This is a genomic window from Paenarthrobacter sp. TRD_SC_7 (assembly GCF_056156245.1).
In genome coordinates, this window is record NZ_CM149587.1 from 1,413,953 (window position 1) to 1,434,760 (window position 20,808).

Here is a 20,808-nt window from a genome sequence, read left to right on the forward strand (position 1 = left end):
GCATAGCGGATGAGAAAATTTGCGGCAACCCTGCTCATGGCGGCGGTTCTGGCAGTAACGGGATTCGCTGCTCCGGCTAATGCCGAGCCTACGCAGGACAGTACGGCAATCGGCTGGTGGCCGAACAGCACCACCACGGGTAAGACGAACACCACCAGCATCGGTTGGTGGCCGAACTAAACATTGGGGGAGCGCCTCTCAAGGCCTCATGAGCTAAATTGATGCCCCGGGCTGTTGCCCGGGGCATCAGTTTTATTTCGCAAGGTGTCGAGCATTAGTGACGGCCGATCACATCTCCGGAGCCTGGCATTGACACCGCTGTCACAGCCCAATGGGCCTACGGTCCTCCGGCCGGCAACTCCACGGACACCGTGGTCCCGGACCCCAGAATGGAGTCGAAGACCATGCGTCCCATGTGACGGCTGATGATGTCGTTGGCGATCGCCAGCCCCAGTCCGCTGCCGGGAACGGCCGCTGAGGTGGCATTGGATGCGCGGTAGAAGCGCGTCAAAATGTGGGGTAGATCGTGCTCGGGGATACCCAGGCCGGTGTCTGCGATCCGCACAAGGGCTGCGCGTCCGCCATTCTCTGAGGCTGACATTGTGCTGGTGATACCAACGCGCCCGCCCTCGGGAGTGAATTTGATGGCGTTGGCCACGATGTTCGTGAACACTTGCTCCAGCTTTGCTTCGTCTGCCGTGACCTCAATGTCCTCGGTTGCCTCCGTAAAGGACACCGAAACGTGGCGGGACTCTGCCAGCGGCCGGAGCGTTGCCACCACCACTTGGAGGAGCTTGTCGATATCAACCGGTTTGAGGTCCAGGTTGCTGCCGTCCTGCATGGAGACCGTGAGCATATCCTCGATGAGCCTGCGCAGGCGGTCCGAGTTCCGGGCAATAACGTCCAGCATTTTCCGGATGCCTTCGGGAACCGGGCCACCGGAACCGTCCTGGATCATATCCAGGTAGGCGGTGATGGAAGTCAGAGGCGTCCGCAGCTCATGGTTCACGGTGGCGAGGAAGTCGGTCTTGGCCTTGTCCAGTTGCCTCAGCTGGTGCAGAACGCGCTGCTGGGCGCTGATGAGGTGGCCTTGGATGAGCCCGTGGGCTACGTTCCCGGCAACGTGCTGCATCAGGGCGATCTCGGGACGGGTCCAGTCGTGCCGCTCCTGCACAGTGGACAACAGGATGATGCCCATGGCGGAGGCGCCTTCTCCAACGGGGAGCAGCACTGTGGATACAGGTTCGAGTTCGCCTGACCACTCTCGCAGGGCCCTGGCGATCTTTGAGCCAGGGTCTTCCCGATGGTCCGCTACAGCGAGGACGTCCGCTTCGGCCCACAGCCTGTTGGCCGTCTCGGTGATGGCGTTTTCGCTCTCGCCCAGTCTTGCTGGAAGCAGCGGCAGGCCGGGACGGTTCCACTGCGCCCGGATACTGGGGACCCGTTCATCGCGGAAAGTGGCGAACCAAACGTGGTCCACGCCCAAGGCCTCACCAAATCCGCGAACCACGTGCTCGGCGATCAGCTGCGGATCATTGGTCTGCCGGATTGCCGCAGAGACGTTCCGGAGGCTTTCCCGCAGTGCTTCGATTTCTCCGCGGGAACGTGCGCGTTCCCTTGCACGCCCGATCAGGGTCTCAACCCGGTGGACGAGTTCCCCGGCACGCACCGGGCTAATGACGTAGTCTGCTACGCGCCAGGACTCCACTTCCTCCAGGTCCACAGTCTCCTGCGCAGCTAGAAGAAGCAGCACAGGGACTCCGCGGCTGCCAAGTCCGTGGGCGAGGGAGTTCTGCGCAACCACCACTGAGGGGCGGTGATGCTGGAGGTGGAACGCCATGGAGGCGGTGTCCGTGACCGGGAAAACCTGGAAGCCGGCCGAGTCAAGCGCGGCCGTAGTGGCCGTCAGACGGTCATGGTCTGTGTCCGCTACGACGGCCGAACGGGAGGCCTGTTGTGCACCGGCAATGGTCTCGCCCACTGAGCCCCCTCCGTTACCACATTCGTCCACGGTAATTCCCGATTTGGCAACACCCTATCAGCGGCATCGCGGCCAGTGGCGGCCCTACGGGAAATGGCTTTATTGAGTCGTAGGACACACCTTTACTTTGGCTCCGGGATTCGACAGCCTTGAGGGAGTGGGTGCGCGGGATCCATGCCAGCTTCCCCTGCAGCTGTCCTGAAAATGCGCGAGGAGAATTGTGGACCACCCAGCAACACCGCAAGACCACCAACAGGTGACCTTTAAGCTGGAACTCGAAGAGCCTGGGATTTTGCGCCTGACGTGGCCGCGTGGCGCCAGGATCAAGGAACCGGATGCCCAAAGGGCCATGGACAGGGTCAATGAACTTTGCGGCTCGGACAGGCATCCCATGATTGTTGACATGGCCACTACGGACGACGTCACCAGGGGCGCCCGATCCGTGTTTGCCAAACCTTGCCAGGCTTCCCGGATCGCCCTTTGGGGTTCGTCCCCGGTGGACAGGGTCATTGCCAACTTCTTCCTTGGCATTATGAAGCCGCCTTGCCCCACCAAGTTCTTCACATCCGAAACAGAAGCGTTGGATTGGCTGGTGGAGGCTTAACGCCCCATATATTTGGAGAATGTTTTCCGCGCTCAGGAAGTACCTGCTGATACCTCGCCTCATCAGGCTATCCCTGGCAGCACCCAAGGACCCGCTCACGGCCTGGGAGCAGTATTGGGGTAACGTCCGTTCAACCGGTGCCACGGGTGACGTCCTGTGGGATTCGGGAAGCGCCCACGAACTGAATGGCTATGTCCCCACGCTGAAGCAACTGGACCCCACCCTCCCGATAGTGGACGTGGGGTGCGGAAACGGCAGCTTCACCCGGCTGCTGGCGCAGCATTTCCCGCACGCGCTGGGGCTCGACTACTCCGCTAACGCCGTGGACCGCGCCCGCCAGGAGGCAGCAGGGATCATGACGGCGTCATTCGCCGTATGCGACATGACGGCACCTGACGCTGCGCAGACCGTGGCGGAAGCCCTCAAAGCGGAGGGCTGGGAAGGGGACGCGAACATATTCATACGAGGTGTTCTGCACGTACTGGACCGCAGCGGCCGGACCGCTTTGGCCGCAAACCTTCTGCCCGTCGTCGGGACCCGCGGCGGCGTTTTTCTGGCCGAGACCAACTTCCCCGGCACGCCGGTGGACTACGTCTGTCACCTTGGTGCCACTCGAGACTCCATCCCGGCGCCGCTTGAGGGGGCAATCCGGGGACTGCCGATGCCCGGCCGCTTCGGTGCCGCGCAACGGGCGAAGGCCTTCCCGACGGCGGACTGGAACCTTGTGGAGGAAGGTTCAGCGAGCATCGAGACACGTCCGTTGAGCAATCCGTCGGCCCCGGGCCTCATCCCGGGCTACTACGCGTTGCTCCGGGCCCGCTAGAACTCCTACCTGAGGCCGGCGCCAGGCAGAAGTTCCGTGGCACCGAGGGCGTCTGCCACAAACGCGTAGTCCCATGCCCGTTCGCGCCACTGCACGTACCGGCCCGACCCGCCGCCATGGCCGCCGTCCATTTCGATCTTCATGACGATCGGCTCGGATCCCGTGGACGCGGAGCGCAGCGCCTGGACCCACTTGGCCGGCTCGACGTACAGCACACGGGTGTCGTTGAAGGAGGTCACTGCAGCGATCTTGGGGTAGGCCGCGGCCCCCACATTCTCGTATGGAGTGTAGGACTTCATGTACGAATAGGCCTCGGGGTCTGTGATGGGGTTGCCCCATTCCTCCCATTCCAGGGCGGACAGCGGAAGCTCAGGGTCCAGGATGGTGGTCAAGGCATCCACGAAGGGCACCTGCGCCACTACGGCCGCGTACTTTTCGGGGGCCATGTTGGCGACGGCGCCCATGAGCAGTCCACCTGCGGATCCACCCATCGCAGCGATGCGGGCGGGGTCTACCCAGCCGGATCCTGCCAGCCAGTCCGTGGCTGCAATGAAGTCAGTGAAAGTGTTCTTCTTGGTGAGCTTCTTGCCATCTTCATACCATTTGCGTCCCAGTTCACCGCCGCCACGGATGTGGGCAATCACCATGACGATTCCGCGGTCCATTAGGGACAACCGAGCCACGCCGAAGACCGGATCCATGCTCATTTCGTACGAGCCATAGCCGTACACCAGCCCGGCGGCTGTGCCGTCCTGCTGAACAGAAGCGTGACGCAGCACTGACAGCGGGATCCGAGTGCCGTCGTCGGCCGTTGCCCATTCACGGGTGGCGACGTAGTCAGCTGCGGAATAGCCGCCCAGGACCGGGCTTTCTTTGCGGAGCAGCAACTCGCCACCGGGTGCGGAAGCAGTGGGAAGGACGAAGTCGTAGACGCGCGACGGGGTGAAGTACGAGGTATAGCCGATGCGGATCACCGGGGATTCGTAGTCTGAGCCGGAAACACCTGCCGTGTAAAGCTCTTCATCGAAGGCAGGCTCTACGGGCGCCCCTTGGGCCGCTGTACCCAGACCCGTCAGCGGCAGGACCTGCACGCGCTCGATGGTGTCCTTGCGGACGGACAAGACCAGATGCGTGGACGTCACGCCCGCACCGTTGACGCGCACATCCTCGGAATGCTCGACGACGGTCCGCCAGTCCTGCTCGGCGGGCGGCTTGGTGAGCTCAGCCGGGTCCACCAGGCTCACCATGGAGTTGATGGCGTCCTTGTTGTGGGTCAGGAGCAGGGTCTCCTTGCCCTCCAGGAGGAAGGGCTCAGCCTCGTAGAGGACGTGGTGGTCGCGGGAGATGACGGTGCTGAGGCCGGCGTCGTAGTCGTCGAAGCGAAGCAGCCGCGTTTCACTGAACTCGGAGCAGCCGATGCTGAGCACCAAATGGCGACGGTCGGAGGAGAGGTCGAAGCCGAGCCACATGGCGACGTCGTCCTCCTGGTAGAGAACCTCATCCTCAGCCACGGGCGTGCCCAGAAGGTGCGCCTTTACCTGGTAGGGCCGCCACGAATCATCCACCACGGTATAGAAGAGACGGGTGCCGTCCGGGGAGAAAGCCACCCCGTAGAAGATGTCCTCGATGACGTCCGGGAGGAGCTCTCCTGTGCGCAGGTCCTTGATCCGGAGGGTAAAACGTTCGTCTCCGGAGTTGTCCACCGCGTACGCGTAGAGGTTGCCATCCACGGTCACGGCGGCGCCACCCACGCTGAAGAACGGCTGGTCTTCGGCTTCAGTATTGCCGTCCAGGAGCACCTGCTCGCCGGGTAGCTCTACGCCTGCCTCAACCGACGGGGGAGTCCAGTCGGCCACAAGATCGCCGGTGTCCTGGGCCAGGACGCGGCATTGGATGGTGTACTCCTTGCCCTCTACAGAGCGGCTGTAGTACCACCAGCCGTCCTTGCGGCTGGGCACGGATAGATCGGTTTCCTGGGTGCGGCCTTTGATCTCCTGGAACATCGCTTCGCGTAACGGTTCCTGGTGCGCTGTCACTGCTTCCTGGTAGGTGTTCTCAGCCTTGAGATGGTCAACAACCTCTGAGGATTCCTTGTCCCTGAGCCACTCGTAGTTGTCCACGAAAACGTCGCCGTGGTGTTCCCGGCGGGTGGGAACCTGCTTGGCGACAGGAGGCTGGAGGGTGGGTTCCTTAGCAGCGGCAGGCGCGGAAGAAGTGTGGCTCATGTGGCCACTCTATAGACGCGCTCTGACACCGAACCAGCAATTTCGCTCAGAGCGCCGGGATGGGCCGTAGTAGCGAGAGTGATCCATGACTTGGACCACAACGTCCGGATTGGCGTCATGACTTGCGTGGTGGGCCCACTCCATATATTGCGAGCACGATTTCGTACCGTTCCCGGATATTGGAGGTTCAGATGGTTCCGCTTCACGCGCACAGTGTTCATGTCGGCATCAGGGGTCGTCTTCAAGCACGGCGACATCCAGACTCTTTGCGCCGTTCCCACGTAGACCTCGAAGTCATCATCCCGGCCTACAACGAGGCAGCAAGGATTCCCAAAACCCTGTCTCAGACAGTGGATTTCCTGGCAAACCAGCCCTGGACTTCGCGCATTGTGGTGGTGGACAACGGCAGCGTTGATGAAACCGCTGCGGTTGTCCGCCGGATCTCCCGGGAAAAGGGGGATGCAGTGCCGATCTCCCTCGTGGGGTGTTCCCGTCGTGGGAAAGGTGCAGCTGTCCGGCGTGGCCTCCTCAGCGGAACGTCCAGATACACGGGCTTCTTTGACGCAGATCTCGCCACGCCGCTGGAAACGCTCACGGAGGCGATGTCGCACCTTTCAGGAGGCGCAGCAGCGGTCATCGCTTCGCGCCATGCCCCAGGTTCCACCTTCGTTGTGCCCCAGCACATCGGGCGCAGGATGGGCGGAACGGCCTTCCGGGCTCTGACCAAATCAAAGGTCAAGGGCATCCAGGACACTCAATGCGGGTTCAAATTCTTCGAACGGGATGCCCTTACGGCTGCCATGGTGCAGTGCCGCAGCACCGGTTTCGCCTTCGATGTGGAGCTGCTTCTTCGGCTTCAGGACAACGACGCCACCATTGTGGAACTGCCTGTGGCCTGGACTGATGGAGCCGAGTCCACATTCCGCCCCTTCCAGGACGGAGTGGCCAGCTTTGCTTCGGTGATTCAACTTCAGAAAGCAGCATCATGACTGACGGCTCAACTGACATGAACTCGCCGGTTCAACTCGCTGGAAAGCACGTACTGGTGCTCAACTGGCGCGACGTCAAGCACTCGCAAGCCGGCGGCGCCGAGCAGTACATGCATGAAATCTCCCGCAGATGGGTGAACAGCGGCGTTCGTGTCACATGGTTTACAGGCCGGGACGACGGCCAGCCAGCCGAGGAGACCATTGACGGCATCCGCATACTGCGCGGTGGTGGAGCACTCTCCATCTATGGACAGGCCGCGCTTAGGCTCCTGCGCACCAACGGCCAGTTTGATGCCGTGGTGGATTGCCAAAACGGAATCCCGTTCTTCTCTCCTTTGTTCCTGCGCGGGGACATCCCGATCGTCCAGCTGGTCCACCACGTCCACCAAGAGCAGTTCCGCACCCGCTTCTCCCCGCCCATGGCCGCCGTGGGCCGCTTCCTCGAAAGCAGTGGCGCCAAGACGGTGTACGGTCAGCGCGCCATCGTGGCCGTATCGCCTTCCACCCGCAGGGAATTGCGAAAGCTTGGATTCACGGGCCCCATCCACGTGGTGCCGAACGGTACCATCGACATTCCGCCGGCGGTTGCCGCGCGGGCCGCTGAGCCGACCCTCGCCGTCGTGAGCCGTTTGGTGCCCCACAAGCGGTTGGACCTGCTGCTGGGCCAGTTCGCCGCGGCCGCACGGAGGCTTCCCAACCTTCGCATGGACATCGTCGGGGACGGCCCCGAACGGGCGCGGCTACAGCAACTGGCCATGGACCTCGGCCTGGACCACGCCGTCACTTTCCACGGATACCAACCCAACGAGGTCCGGGACATGCTGTTGAGCCGCGCCTGGATGACCGCTTCCACCTCGGCTTCAGAAGGCTGGGGTTGCTCAGTAATTGAAGCCGCAGCCTGGGGCGTGCCGTGCCTGGCGCTGCGAGTTCCCGGAATCAGGGACTCAGTGGTTGATGGCCGTACCGGCTGGCTGGTGGACAATCCAACGGACTTCGGATCTGCCATGGTTGATGCGATCACCGATATGACCGAGCCGGAGGCAGCCATCATCGTCGCCGGGGAGTGCCGGGAATGGGCGCGCTGCTTTACCTGGGACCGCAGCACTGCGCTGCTCACCGGGGTGCTCGTGGAGGAAGCGAAGATGCGCCGTGACGGTGGAGATCCCCGAGCCCGCCACTCGGACTTGTCCACCGTGGTGCAGTTCGAAGTTCCTGCGCAGTTCGAAGTTCCTGAGGGCCCCGATTTCACAGCCGCCCTGAGGCCGACGGACGAGTATGCCCTGGCTGACGGCCACGTATCAATCATCATGAAAGGCCGTGACGAGTTCGAGGCATTTGCGGCGATGAAGAAGATCGGCGTAGCCACTGCGGAGATCCGATCCGCAGGATGCAGCACTTTGCTTGCCGGGCCCGGAAGCGTCTTTGCGCCGGCCGATGCCAACGATGGCCAGTAACGGTAGCTGATCCGTGGATGTAGCCGAACAGACCATGACCACAGCTGTGGGCTTGAGGCCCAGAGCTGGAAGCAGGGAAAGGACGCCGGACCAAGACGTCAACATAGCCCAAAACAGTGGCTTCCTTGCTGTGTCGGCGGGAGTGGTAGGCGTGGTGAGCTACGCCTGCACGCTGCTCATGGCCAACTTGCTGGGGACAGCGGACTACACACAATTTGCCGCCGCCGCGATGATCCTTGGCGTAGTGGGCATCGTGGCCAATGCGCTGGTTCCGCTTCCTCTGTCACAGGTGGTTGCTGTGCATCCGGAAGGGTCTGAAGAGCGGCGGAACGGCGTGGCTTTCTCGGTCTTCGTGTCCTGCCTGGCGGGGCTTGCTGCCGCCACCATCACCGGCAGCGTGACCCTCGCGCTCGCCACCCCGACCCTGGCCGCAGCGGTGGCTCTGGCAGCTTTTGTCATTTTTGTTGTGAACGCGCCCGCAGGGTGGCTTCAAGGCGAACTCCGCTTCACGTGGTACGCCATGTCAACCATCGGCGAGGTTGTCCTGCGGTTGATCTTCAGCCTGCTGGTGATTGTGATGGCGTGGGGTGCCGGGGGAGCGGTCCTTGGTTTTGTTGCGGGGTGCTTAGCGCCGCTGGTGGTGCCGTGGTCGTTCTATCGGGATCTCCGCTGGCGTCCCCGAGTGTTGCTTGAGAAGTGGCGATGGGCCGAAACCAGCGATATCGCGTCCGTGCTGTGCGTCGTGTCCGTCTTGGTGGGAATCGACGTCGTGGTGGTCGGCTTTCTGGACAATGGCTCGGTTGCGGCGGCCGGTTTCCAAGCGCTCGCCACCATTGCAAAGGGGCCCGTATACGTGGCTGCAGGAACGGCGCTGGTGGCATTTCCCTTGCTGCGCACCCCTGGAGTCAAGGTCAGCGAGGTGCTGGGCGCTTCCTTCGCCTCCTTCGGGCAGCTGGTGGTGGTGGCCTTCGCCATCATCGCCACCGCACCGCCCCTGATGTCCGGCGTTATTGTTCCGCACAAGTATCACGGCTCCCTTGGACTCCTGCCATGGTTGGCGGCATCCGGTCTCGGCTATGCCGTCCTGATGGTGCTTGCCACCGTCCTCCTTGCCATGCGTGCTTACCGCCGCTGCCAAATCGGCCTCGCTTGTGCCAGTCTTCTGGTTATTGGCGGGCTGTGGATCGGCTGGCAGCTGAACGCCGTCTCGGGAATGGCCGTGGGATCTGCCATCGGTGCCGTGACCGCCGGCCTGGTCCTGACACTATTGGCGCGTCCCGTGCTGGCGTCTGCCAACCCGGGAAAGGGGACGGGCAGGTTCGCCATCCTGGCGTTCGCCTTAATCGTGGTCCTTGCCGTCGCCGCCCACCTGCAGCCCTTGCTCTGGTTGCTTCTCGCCGGCATCAGCGGTGTCACCGTTCTTGCCCACCAGCGCGGCCTGTTGCCGCACAAGAACGACTTCAGGATCTCCCGACGTCGGCTGGTTGGCAGGCGTAGCAAAACCATCGGCCGCCGGTCACAACTTGAAGCCCGCTCCACCAGTCCGCTGAAGATATGGGTAACCCGGGCGCTTTCGAGCAACCTGACCGCATTCATCGCTGTGGTTGCTGCCGCGTTCGGCGTTCGAGCACTCGGCCTCGAGCGAGGCTTCGAGCTGTGGGTGGACGAGATGCTCTATGTCCGCTTGGGTGAGTCCGTAGCGGCGGGCGAATTCCCAACATTGCCTGATGGCCCGTTCTTCCTCCACCCGCCCGGGTATTTCCTGTTGGAAGCCGGAGCCGTCCACATCTTTGGAATTACCGGTGAGATCATCGAGGTGACCCTACAACTGCGTTGGCTCAACGCCCTGATGGGCGCAGCGACAGTTGGGCTGGGCTTCCTGCTGGTTCGCAGGTTGGCTACTCCTACCGCGGCGTGGCTCACGGCTGTGCTGCTGGCATTCGAACCGTTCATCCTGCGGAACAACAGCCATGCATTCCTTGAGACCTCGGCCATGGTGCCGGGGCTGGCCGGATTGTTGCTCCTGGTGTCAACCAAGGAGCCGAAGAGCAAGCTGCATTCCTTCCTCAAGCTTGCAACAGCAGGGCTCTTGCTGGGGTATTCCATTCTCTGCAAGGACTTTTTCTTTATCTGCACTGTGGCCCCGGTGGTTGCGGCCATGGTGTGGAAGAAGACGTTCCCATGGCGGAAGGGCCTTATGGTCACAGCCTTTGGTTTCCTGCCATACGTGATCTACCTGACTGTGGTTGCTGCGCACGGTCACTTCCCCAGCTGGGTGTGGGCCAAGACCAATGGGCTGGTGCGCATGTCCGGCGTGGAGAAGAGCACCGGGTTCACCTCTGAGGGATCACCCAGCATTCTCTCCCGCCTCATTGAACAGAGCGGGCACTTCGGTACGAGCTACATCTTGCTGGGGCTGTGCCCTGTGGTGGGCTTGCTGTTGTGCTTCAGCCACCATGCGGGCCGGCGCCTGATTGGATTGGCCGGCTTCGCCCTCGGAGCTGCAGGGGCGTATAGCGCTTTGTTTGGCACTTTCGAGGAACAGTACGGCTACGGCGTCATGGTTGCCGGAGCTATTTGCTCGGTCCTGATGGTGGTGGAAATCCGGGAGAGGTACCCCAAGACCCGTAAAACCCTGGCCGTCGTCAGCGTGTGCTACGTGGTGTTGACCGTGGTACTTGGTCTTCGGACAGCCCTAACTGTGGACAACGGCTTCGTCCGGGCAAATGACTGGATACAGGCAAACCTTCCGGCCGACGCCAGAATCAGTGTTACCAACAGCACCGGGCATTTTGCTTACATGCATGACCCCCGGTTTGGGATCTGGCCTTCGGCGCCGTTGATGAAGCAGAACGGCGTTAGCTACATCCTCACCCAGTCGAAGCCCACCAGCCAGGGCTACGGCTACGCCAACCCCACCATGCTGGCTTGGCTAAAGGAACACGCAACTCCCTTGGTCACAACGCCTGGCCCTACCAACGGTGAAACCACTATCTGGTACGTGGATCCCGCCGCCCTTGATGCAGCGGCCGCAGCCAGCGTAGGGGTGCCTTCCAAAGACTTCGGGACGGAAAGATAGTGATGAGAGTTCTGCATTTGGGCTTTGAAGATCCGCGCATGCCCGGGGCAGGCGGGGGATCTGTAAGAACCCACGAGATCAACCGCCGCCTGGCCGCGAAAGGCTTTCACGTCACCGTGCTGACCACCCGGTATCCGGGCTGGCAGGAACGGGTGGAGGACGGCGTGCACTATGTGCCCATCGGGTTCGGAACGGGCAGGAACCGTTTGACCAGATTGGTGGCGTATGTTGCCCGGCTGCCTATGGAGGTTCGCAAGCGCCGGTCAACTGCTGAGTTGGTGGTGGAGGATTTTTTCGCTCCGTTTTCCACCATGGCCGCACCGCTCTGGACCAAGCGCCCCACCATCGGAGTTGTGCAGTGGCTTCATGCCAGGGATAAGGCACGGCAGTACAAACTGCCATTGCATTGGATTGAGCGGCTGGGCGTCCGAAAGCACCGAAGGCTCATTTCGGTTTCGCAGGGCATCGGCGACCGCTTGAAGGAGCTGAACCCGAACCTTCATGTGGAGGTGATCGGCAACGGTGTGGGTCCGGCCGTCTGGAATAGCGAACCCCGCCTGGGGAAGGATGTCCTCTTCATAGGGCGCCTGGAGTATGGGCACAAGGGCTTGGATCTCCTGTTGGAAGCCTGGGCGCATGCCTGTAACAGGGTAGACGGGAACCTACTGATCGCCGGTACCGGTCCGGATGAGGAGCGGTTGCGCACGGCCATCCGGGACGCCGGTTTTTCCGAGCGCGTACAGATGCTCGGGTGGTTGTCCGGGGACAAGAAGGTCCAAGCGCTCAGCGATGCCCGGCTTCTGGTGGTGCCTTCCCGGCACGAGACGTTCGGCTTGGTGGCCATCGACGCACTGGCAGCGGGTACTCCGGTTATTGCCTTCGATATCCCCTGCCTGAGGGAGATCATTCCGCCCGGTACAGGATGGATGGTTGACGCCTTCGACGTTCAGGCGCTGGGAGACGAGATCGTACGCCGGTACCCGCAGGACGATCTGGAGAAAGTGGCCGAGCAAGGACGGACGTTCGCCGCCGGTTACAACTGGGATGCGCTCGCTGACATGCAAGCACAGGCTTACAACACTGCACTCACGGAACTAAAGAATCCTCAAACCCGGCGGACGAAAGACCGCCACGCTGAAAGAGCTTGAATGCCGCTGCAATCCAGAGTTGAACGTTCCATGGCAGGAGATGCCCCTTGGCTGTTCTTGTCACCCCACCTCGACGACGCAGTGTTGTCCTGCGGCGCTCTCATCGAAGCCCAAGCCCAGGGACGCGAGATCATCGTCGCTACTCTTTTCACAGAGTCAGGGGCGGCACCCCACACCCGGGCGGCACGGTCCTTTATGCGTCAATGCACCGTGCCGGACGCTGGGGAACTCTTCGAGACCAGGCAGTCTGAGGACCGCGTTGTGCTGCAGGACCTGGGAGTTCAATCCATCCATCTTGGTGAAGTGGACGCGCTCTTTCGACGCCGCCGCAAGCCACCAATGTTGGGGAGCAGCGCATGGGACAAGCTCCTTCCGGAGTTGACCCACCGCTATCCCACCTACCGTTTTGACATCGCGTTGGGCAGGATCGCCAAGGGCGACCACGCACTCATCCGCAAACTCCGTAGCGACGTGGCCGGACTCATGGCAGAGACCCAAGCCGAACTGCTGTTTTGCCCTGCAGGAGTGGGTAAGCACGTGGACCATCTCATTACCCGCGAGGTGGGCAAGGGGCACCCGGACAACGTGGTGATGTACTCAGATTTCCCCTATGACCTTGCGGCGGCTCCGGATCAACCGCACATGTCGAAAATGGGGTTTGTGCCGTGGACCTGGGACACTGGACTGGACGCCAAACCCGGGCGGATCAGGCAGTATGCGACGCAGGCGGACGCCCTGTTCCCTGGCGGAGAGATTCCACAGAAACCGGAAATCTACTTTGTGCCCGGACATGCCAAGGACGCCGCACAGTGACTTCACGGACCTTATCCACAAGCCAGCGCGCGGGGTTTTCCTGGTATTTGTGTCTAAATGTAGACTCCAGCCAACGGCGCGGACGCAGCGTCTTGGCACTGGGGGGGTGCAGTGGGAACTGTTGACGTTGATTCGGGACTGACGATACACCGCACTTGGGCGCAACCACGACGGCGGTGGTCAGCTTTTGTGGTTGCTGCAGCAGCCGCGTCACTCGCATGGGCCGGGGTCCCTGCTGCTCCCGCTACGGCGACGCCGACAGCAACCAGTGCGGTAGCAGTTTGCACGAAGAGCGGCGCGTCGGGCAGTAATGCAACCACGGCCTACACTGTCACCACCACCGTCAACGACGCCGGGGACGACACCAGCGCCATTCAGAACCGCATCAACACGGCAGGGGCAGCCGGGGGCGGCGTGGTCAAACTCGTAGCCGGGACCTACATCATCAACGGCAAACTCCGAATGGCGAACAACGTCAAACTGCAGGGGGCAGGCCCGGGCACGATTCTCAAAGCAGGCCCCAACTTCCTGTCCACAACGGGACCGTCAGGTGGCTACCCAATCGTCACCACTAACAACGCGACGAACACCACGATTACGAACCTCACAGCGGACCACTCGGGCAACACTCTCGCAGCGAGCGTCAACATGGACGGGCGCCTGGACGAGTACGTCGTTGACATCCGGGGCGGCTCCAACAACCTCGTGGATGGGGTACACGTAAGGAACCCCTTCACCTACTCCATCGTCGCCGTCGCGACCACTAAGTTCTGCGTGAAGAACAGCACCACCATCGTCGCGACGAGCGGGAAATACGACCAACTCGACGGCATCCATGTCCTGGACTCATCTTTCGGGGATGTCATCAGTAACACCATCGACCAGCGTGTCGGAACCGACGGCGACGACGGCCTCGTAGCCCACACCATCAACGGAACCACCCACGACATTAACTACATCGGGAACAAGGTCCGAGGCGGACACCGGGGCAACAGCATGCAACTGGCCGTCGGTAACCATTCCATCTACAACCTGAAAATCGCCGATAACGAGTTCTATGGGGCTCCGTATGGTATCCGCACCGGCTACTACGACAACGGCACCGGGGCGGTCAACGGGGTGACCCTGACCGGTAACTACATCCACGACCTGAAAGCCGGTCACGCGTTCCCCGACGGCAGTTACGACGCCATCCACATCGGCGACTTCGGCGCCCAAGGTCCGATCACAAACGTGGTCGCCACCAACAATAGGGCGTGTGCCGCCGGGAATATTTACGTCGCACCCGGCACCGGCAACATCAATCAGAACAACACCATACAGACAGGAACATGCTGACTATGGACCAGGACCACCCACCTGGGTGATGAAAGGCTGGGAATTCCTACCCGGCGAAGCCCTGGTCACCGGGGACCGAGCGACTTTGGAGGACTTCAAAGAAGTCATCCAGCAGCTGCAGTCCGCGGCAAGGTCACTCTGAGCGGAGGGCATTCGCCAGGGAAACCCGGTTCCGGCCGGAGGCCTTGGCAGCGTAAAGGGCCAGATCGGCTTCCCGCAGAAGCTGCTCTGTCCCGGCGCGGTGACCGTCGGTAAAGGCCGAGATGCCCGCACTGATGGTCAGGACGCCGTCGGGGTCGCCGGAGTGCTCAATCCGCAGGGCATGAACTGCTGTACGGACGCGCTCCATGGCTATCCGCGCACTGGATGCCGGCTGATCCCGGAGAACCAGCAAGAACTCTTCACCGCCGAACCTGTAGACGGCATCGGACTTCCGGACCTCGCCGGCCAGCGTCGAGGCTATGGCTACCAGCGCCGCGTCGCCCGCTTGATGGCCGTAGATGTCGTTGTAGCTCTTGAAATTGTCCACATCTACCATGGCCAGGCAGTAGTCGTGCCCAGCCTTCAGTGTGCCAAGGTCCTCGGCCAGCTTCAGGCGGTTGTGCAGTTTTGTGAGGGGGTCCGTCCGCGCCTGCTCAGCCAGCGCCGAACGGTACCGGGCCAGGTCCGCATGCAACGAGGTGATGCGTTGGGCAGCCAGGAGCCGGATGTGCAGGCTGAAGGGGTCCAACGGCTTGGTGACATAGTCATCAGCTCCGGCTTCCATTCCGGCCAGCACGTCTTTCCGCGAACCGTGGGAGGTCACCAGGATCACGTAGGTGTACCGGTCTTCCTCGGCCGCCCGGATGGCGCGGCACAGATCCAACCCGTTGAGGCCGGGCATCATCAGGTCGGTTACGACAGCTTCCGGGTTGTGCTCCTTATAGAGCTGCCACGCCGAGTCGCCGTCAACGGCCACAATGCACTCGTGTCCGGACTGCTCGACGGCGGCCTTGGTGATCATCCGGGAGATTTGGTCGTCGTCAGCGATGAGGATTTTCACAGTGCTCCCGGTGAGTGTGCTTCAGTAAGTGTGCGTTCGAGTGCCTCGTCCACGCGGGCAAGTTCAGTCTGCAATTGGCCTAGCAGCCGTGCTCCGGAAGATCCCAGTTCCGGTCCGGCATCGCGTCCGAGTCGTTCCAGGTCTTTGCAAACGCCGGCCGCGCCCTCCGCTCCAATATTGGCTGCCGCGCCAGCGAGTTTGTGCGCAGTCTCCTCCACGGCCGCGGATTGGCCGGCCTCCAGCGCTGACCTCAAGGATTGCAAGGCTGCCCGGGAATCCTGCCGGAAAGCCCTGACTGCTTCAGGCAGCAGACCCAAGCCGTCGGCGGGGCCGAGTTCGCGCAGGATCTGCAGACGCTCCCGGTCAAGAACAGCGCTCGACGCCGGTGCTTCCGCCTGCTTTAGCGACACGTCCGCCGCGGCCGCGGCATTCGACCCGCCATCCGCCGTCGACGTTTGCGGTACCCAGCGCGAGAGGACTTCAGCTAGTTTGGCCAAGTCCACGGGCTTGCTGATGTAGTCGTCCATGCCCGCATCGAAGCAGCGCTCGCGGTCCTCGTCCAAGGCGCCGGCCGTCATGGCGATGATGGGAATCCGGGCGGAATGACCGTTACGGGCACGGATGGCCCGGGTTGCGTCGAAGCCGTCCATGACGGGCATATGGCAGTCCATGAGCACCGCCGCGTACCTCCCGGACAGTGCAGCGGAAACGGCTTGTTCGCCGTCGTCCACGATGTCTACCTCATAACCGAGGCGGTTTGCCATACCGCGCGCCACCAGTTGGTTGACTTCGTTGTCTTCCGCGACCAAAAGCTTCCCGAGCTGCTTCACTGGCTCCGTCGGAGGAAGAACGTTTGATGGCACCGGCAGCGAAGGAACATCCGACGTCCTGGTTGCCAGCACACGCAATAGGCGGTTATATAGTTCGGAGCTGCGTACGGGTTTGGTGAGATATTCACGGATTCCTGCGGAGGCAAGATCGCTCCTTTCCACTTGCATGGTGGAGGTCAACAGGATGATCCCAGGACCGCCGGAGCCCTTGATCTCATTCTTGATGTTTCGGGCAAGTTGGAGCCCATCGGATCCGGGCATGCACATATCCACTACGGCGATATCGTACGGGTGGCTGGACGAGACCGCGGCCCGGTACTCGTGCAGTGCGGATGCGGCATCGGCAACGGCCACGGGCAGCATGCCCCAGCTGGCCAGTTGCGTTTCCAACACCAGGCGATTGGTGGCGTTGTCGTCCACCACCAGCACCCTGCGGCCGGCCAGCGTGGTGGGCAGAGTCCCGGTGTCTGAGGCGGCCGGGCCAATGGGAAGTTCCAGCACGAACCAGAACTTGCTGCCATTTCCCGGCTCGCTGTCCAAACCGATCTCGCCTCCCATGACCTCCGTAAGGCGCCGCGAGATGGCCAAACCGAGGCCCGTTCCTCCGTAGCGGCGGGTAGTGGAGGCGTCTGCCTGCGCGAATGATTCGAACAGCCGGTGGTGGTCTTCGGCGTTGATGCCGATTCCAGTGTCCCGGACTTCAAACCGAAGCGAAGCGTTGTCCGTCTCCTTGGCAAGAACCGAGACCTGGATTTCGACTTCCCCTGCGGGAGTGAACTTGACCGCGTTGGACGACAAGTTCAGCAGGATTTGCCGTATCCGTCCGGCGTCGCCCATCAGGCGTTCCGGAACGTCGGGGTGGCAGTAGGAGATGAGTTCCAGGTTCTTACCTTGAGCAGTTTCCGCAACCAATCCGGCCACCTCGTCCACCAGGGCCCGGGGGTCGAACGCTCGCACATCCAGGTCAACCTTCCCGGCTTCCAGTTTGGAAAAGTCCAGGATGTCGTTGATCAGCGTCAGGAGAACCTCGCCGGCGCCCTTCACGCCTTGGGCGTATTGCCTCTGCCCCTCGCTGAGGGGCGTGTCCATCATGAGCGAGGTCAGGCCGATCACGGCGTTGAGGGGCGTCCGGATCTCGTGGCTCATGGTGGCCAGGAACTCAGACTTGAGGCGGCTTGCTTCCCATGCAGCTTCACGCGCCGCGAGGAGTTCGGCTTCGGCGGCTTTGCGTCCGGTGATGTCCCGCGAAATAGTGGCCACACCCCGGATGCCCGACTCGCTCCGGACAGGGGAGAGGGTGACGGACACGGGAATGGTGGCGCCGTCTCCACGTTGCCGTTGGGACTCGTAGTTCTGCACATCGCCGCTCTGCGCTGTAGTTTCCAGAGCAACGCGTTCCTTTTGCAGCAAGTTCCGGGGGACGAAGAAGTCGCCCTTCTTGCCGATGGCTTCCGAGGCCGGGTATCCGAAGATGCGCTCCGCGCCGGGGTTCCAACTGGTGATCACGCCGTCGGTTGTTTCGCCAATGATGGCGTCGCCGGAGGAGTTGACGATTGCCCCGAGCCCCTCAAGCTCAGCCGTCCGGGCGGCCACCTTGGACTCAAGGTCGCTGGTGAGCGTTACATTTTCGACGACAATCACCACCTGCCGGACAATGACGAACCCCAACACGACGAGGCCCGTGACGAGCAAGATCGGGTCGTCGATGTTGATGGCGCGGCTGCGGTTAAAGAAGACGGCGCTGAACACTGGGACGTAGGGCAAAAGTTCCAGGATTGCTGCGTAGGCGCGGCCGTCCTTCCGGGCGCTGCTGGTCTCCGGCGCCAAGGGGCTGAGTCCCACCAGCAGGAAGGCAAGCACCCAACCGATGGCCAGCGGAGACCCTGTTACCCCGGTGACACCCTCGCTGGTCAACCTGACGAACGTGAGGTCTGTCAACGCGAGCACCAGGAAGCCCAAGCCCAAGCACAGCCAAGGAAGCCTGCGGCCACGGGCGGCCCGCATGGTCAGGACGATCACCAAGGAGACCATCACTACATCGACGAACGGGTAGGCGAGTGTGGTCACGTACGCGAGGGTGTCAACGTTGCCTGCGGCGATCAATGGTCCGAGGACCGTGCCCCAGACGATGAACAACACGGCACTGGCCACTGTTCCAACATCCAGAACCGTCCGCCACAGTGACATCCGCGGCCCGTCGCCTCTGGGAAGCAGGACAAGGCCGACGGCGACCGGCACCGCATAGCCAACGAACCCGATATCCGAGGCCGAGGGGAAGGGGTAGGCATGGTCCCGGGCAACTCCGTTGAATGTCCAGAGTGCTTGGGCGAAGGACCAGAGCGCCAGGCCTGCCACCACGAACCATCGGGCTGCCGTGTTGTCACGCCGCTTCAGGGCAGCGAGGGTGTGGGTGGTCAGCGCGGTCAGTGCGGCCGCAAGGATGGCCATGTCACCTGCGAGTTGGGCGGTGGGTGTGCCACTGCCGCTTCCCAGCCCGACGGCCAACAGGACCGCACAAACACCAACAGCCAAAAGGAATAACGGCAATCCCTGCCGCGACGACGAGCGCACCGGAAGATCCCCGTGCTTCACTCCTGCCACTGAACCCCTGTCTTCGAACGTGGCCCCACCAAAAGCGAACAACGCGTCTTGCCTCTGCGCTGAGGAGAGCATACGCCGAAAACCCCCAACCAGGGGACAGTACGTCCATTTATGAGCGCGCTCAATAGGGCATGTGCTGTCCCCTAGTTGGGTCAGCGCTGGGGAGTGAGGGCTTTCGAGTACAGCACCGCGCCGTTCGCGTTCCGGAGGCTCACCGTAAACAAGCCGTCCGGTGCGAGGTCCACGTGCCCGAAGTACTGGTTCTCGCCGTCGCGCGGTGACTCGCCCGGGAAGCGACCAGCCTTGGCAAAAAGAACTTCCGGCCCGAAGGTCTTGTCCATATCGCTCGGACCAAATGAGCCTGCGTTGATGGGCCCTGCCACGAACTCCCAAAACGGGTCGAAGTCCGTGAAAGAGGCGCGCTCGGGGGAGTAGTGGTGGGCGGCGCAGTAGTGGACGTCTGCCGTCAGCCACACCGTGTTCTTCACACCAAACTTCTTGAACGCCGAAAGCACGCCCGCGATCTCCAGTTCACGGCCCAGCGGCGCTCCCGGGTCCCGGTTGGCGAGGCTTTCCTGGTTCACGGCGCCGTCGGGCACGATGATCCCCAGCGGCAGGTCCGCGGCGATTACCTTCCACGTTGCCTTGGATTTGCGGACTTCCTTGATCAGCCAGTCCACTTGCTCCTGGCCCAGGATGCTGGTGGTATAGGGCTCTTTGCCATCGGTGTTGGGGGACTTGAACGTCCGCATGTCCAGGCAGAAGATATCCAGTTGCGGGCCGCGCGAAATCTTCCGGTAGATGCGCGCGGGCTGGTACTGGCCGGCGTCGTATGTTCCTGGACGCCAGAGCGCCGCGGCGTCGGCGATCGGCATGTTCTCCTGCCACGCCTGTCGGCCGCGCGCAGCGAGGACGTTGACGTTCCGCTCGGTGTACCGGGGATCGTCCAGGATTTCGCCGGGGTACCAGTTGTTGGTGGTCTCATGGTCGTCCCACTGCGCGATCACGGGGACATCCGCGAACATGGCGCGCATGTTGGCGTCCAGGGAGTTGTAACGGTGCCGGCCGCGGTATTCCTTGAGGGTTTCAGCCACTTTGGTGACTTCCTCGGTGACGATGTTCCGCCACACCTGGCCGTCCTTTTCTGTCACGGAGGCGGCGATGGGGCCATCGGCGTAGATGGTGTCCCCGGAGTGGATGAAGAAGTCAGGCTTCGTGGCGTGCATGGCCTTGTAGCCGCGCATTCCGCCGAGTTCCTCGTTGATGCCCCAGCCTTGGCCGGCGGTGTCGCCCGTCCAGACGAAGGACTGCGAGTACGACGACGGACTGCCGCCTCCGCGCGCGGCTTCAGTGCCGTCGTCGTACTTTCCGTGACCGACGCCGGGCGCTGTGCTGAACGTTCCCGTGACGGCTTCGCCGAGGCCGTTCTCGTCTTCGAAATTGAGTTTCAGTGCGAAACGGGTGCCAGCGGGAAGGCCTTTTGCATGGATCTTGGCGGTGAAGTCGCTGGCCTCGGTGGCCAAGGGGCCGCGTAGAGTGCGGCTGAAACCGTAGCGTCCGCGAAGGATTTCGCCCGCGCTATCCACGGCCTGCAAGTGTGCGGTCAGCCGGCCCGGGCCGGAGGCACGGGACCAGAGGACAGCGGAGTCCGTGGTGACGTCGCCGGTGGCGATCCCTGTGGGTAGCGTGAGCCGCTTGCGCACCAGCGGGATGGCGGACGGAGCGGTTGCTTGGAAAGCGGATGCGGGTGCGGCGGTGCCGGTGGCGACGCCGGCGAGGGCGAGGGTGGCAAGGGAGGTCTTGACGAGTGAGCGGCGCGAGAGGTCAGTCATGGTTCCACTGTTCCGGGCTACCGTGAATGGCGAGTGAGCCGCAGGTGGA

Annotated in this window: 14 protein-coding genes; 9 read left to right on the forward strand and 5 right to left on the reverse strand. The window is 62.4% G+C overall.

Annotation, left to right across the window (positions count from 1 at the left end):
• Nucleotides 1–9: 9 nt before the first annotated feature.
• Nucleotides 10–180, forward strand: coding sequence for a hypothetical protein (locus AC0J5Z_RS07020; protein ID WP_475038422.1), 171 nt, complete (start codon nucleotides 10–12; stop codon nucleotides 178–180).
• A gap of 157 nt (nucleotides 181–337) precedes the next feature.
• On the opposite strand, the gene AC0J5Z_RS07025 is transcribed toward AC0J5Z_RS07020, so the two are convergent.
• Entirely contained in the window at nucleotides 338–1,981 is a 1,644-nt protein-coding gene (locus AC0J5Z_RS07025; RefSeq protein WP_475038423.1) for an ATP-binding protein, read from the reverse strand.
• 220 nt (nucleotides 1,982–2,201) lie between these two features.
• On the opposite strand from AC0J5Z_RS07025, the gene AC0J5Z_RS07030 reads away from it, so the two are divergent.
• Together AC0J5Z_RS07030 and AC0J5Z_RS07035 are read left to right on the forward strand one after the other, a co-directional pair.
• Complete coding sequence (locus AC0J5Z_RS07030) at nucleotides 2,202–2,585, forward strand: DUF7793 family protein (RefSeq protein ID WP_475038424.1); 384 nt, start codon at nucleotides 2,202–2,204, stop codon at nucleotides 2,583–2,585.
• A 19-nt stretch (nucleotides 2,586–2,604) separates the two neighbouring features.
• A complete protein-coding gene (locus AC0J5Z_RS07035) occupies nucleotides 2,605–3,408 on the forward strand; it encodes a class I SAM-dependent methyltransferase (RefSeq protein WP_475038425.1) in 804 nt (267 codons plus the stop codon).
• A 5-nt stretch (nucleotides 3,409–3,413) separates the two neighbouring features.
• Here AC0J5Z_RS07035 and AC0J5Z_RS07040 read toward each other — a convergent pair whose 3' ends face one another.
• Entirely contained in the window at nucleotides 3,414–5,633 is a 2,220-nt protein-coding gene (locus AC0J5Z_RS07040) for a S9 family peptidase (RefSeq protein ID WP_475038426.1), read from the reverse strand.
• A 266-nt stretch (nucleotides 5,634–5,899) separates the two neighbouring features.
• Here AC0J5Z_RS07040 and AC0J5Z_RS07045 point away from each other — a divergent pair, with 266 nt between their 5' ends.
• From AC0J5Z_RS07045 to AC0J5Z_RS07070, 6 genes are all read left to right on the forward strand, one after another.
• Nucleotides 5,900–6,622, forward strand: a complete 723-nt coding sequence (locus tag AC0J5Z_RS07045) for a glycosyltransferase (protein WP_475038427.1) — start codon at nucleotides 5,900–5,902, stop codon at nucleotides 6,620–6,622.
• Entirely contained in the window at nucleotides 6,619–8,076 is a 1,458-nt protein-coding gene (locus AC0J5Z_RS07050; RefSeq protein WP_475038428.1) for a glycosyltransferase family 4 protein, read from the forward strand. Before AC0J5Z_RS07045 ends, AC0J5Z_RS07050 begins: the two co-directional genes overlap by 4 nt.
• 34 nt (nucleotides 8,077–8,110) lie before the next feature.
• On the forward strand, nucleotides 8,111–11,155 hold the full coding sequence (locus AC0J5Z_RS07055; RefSeq protein WP_475038429.1) for an oligosaccharide flippase family protein: 3,045 nt from the start codon (nucleotides 8,111–8,113) through the stop codon (nucleotides 11,153–11,155).
• A gap of 2 nt (nucleotides 11,156–11,157) precedes the next feature.
• Nucleotides 11,158–12,303, forward strand: coding sequence for a glycosyltransferase family 4 protein (locus tag AC0J5Z_RS07060; RefSeq protein ID WP_475038430.1), 1,146 nt, complete (start codon nucleotides 11,158–11,160; stop codon nucleotides 12,301–12,303).
• Entirely contained in the window at nucleotides 12,304–13,116 is an 813-nt protein-coding gene (locus AC0J5Z_RS07065) for a PIG-L deacetylase family protein (protein ID WP_475038431.1), read from the forward strand.
• Between the two features lie 189 nt (nucleotides 13,117–13,305).
• Complete coding sequence (locus tag AC0J5Z_RS07070) at nucleotides 13,306–14,454, forward strand: glycoside hydrolase family protein (protein WP_475038432.1); 1,149 nt, start codon at nucleotides 13,306–13,308, stop codon at nucleotides 14,452–14,454.
• A gap of 133 nt (nucleotides 14,455–14,587) precedes the next feature.
• On the opposite strand, the gene AC0J5Z_RS07075 is transcribed toward AC0J5Z_RS07070, so the two are convergent.
• The 3 genes from AC0J5Z_RS07075 to AC0J5Z_RS07085 form a co-directional block, all read right to left on the reverse strand.
• The gene (locus tag AC0J5Z_RS07075; RefSeq protein WP_475038433.1) at nucleotides 14,588–15,496 is read right to left on the reverse strand and encodes a GGDEF domain-containing response regulator; all 909 of its coding nucleotides are present in this window, start codon (nucleotides 15,494–15,496) and stop codon (nucleotides 14,588–14,590) included.
• Nucleotides 15,493–18,999, reverse strand: coding sequence for a hybrid sensor histidine kinase/response regulator (locus AC0J5Z_RS07080; protein ID WP_475038434.1), 3,507 nt, complete (start codon nucleotides 18,997–18,999; stop codon nucleotides 15,493–15,495). Before AC0J5Z_RS07080 ends, AC0J5Z_RS07075 begins: the two co-directional genes overlap by 4 nt.
• 80 nt (nucleotides 19,000–19,079) lie before the next feature.
• A complete protein-coding gene (locus tag AC0J5Z_RS07085) occupies nucleotides 19,080–20,759 on the reverse strand; it encodes an alkaline phosphatase D family protein (RefSeq protein WP_475038435.1) in 1,680 nt (559 codons plus the stop codon).
• Nucleotides 20,760–20,808: the final 49 nt, after the last annotated feature.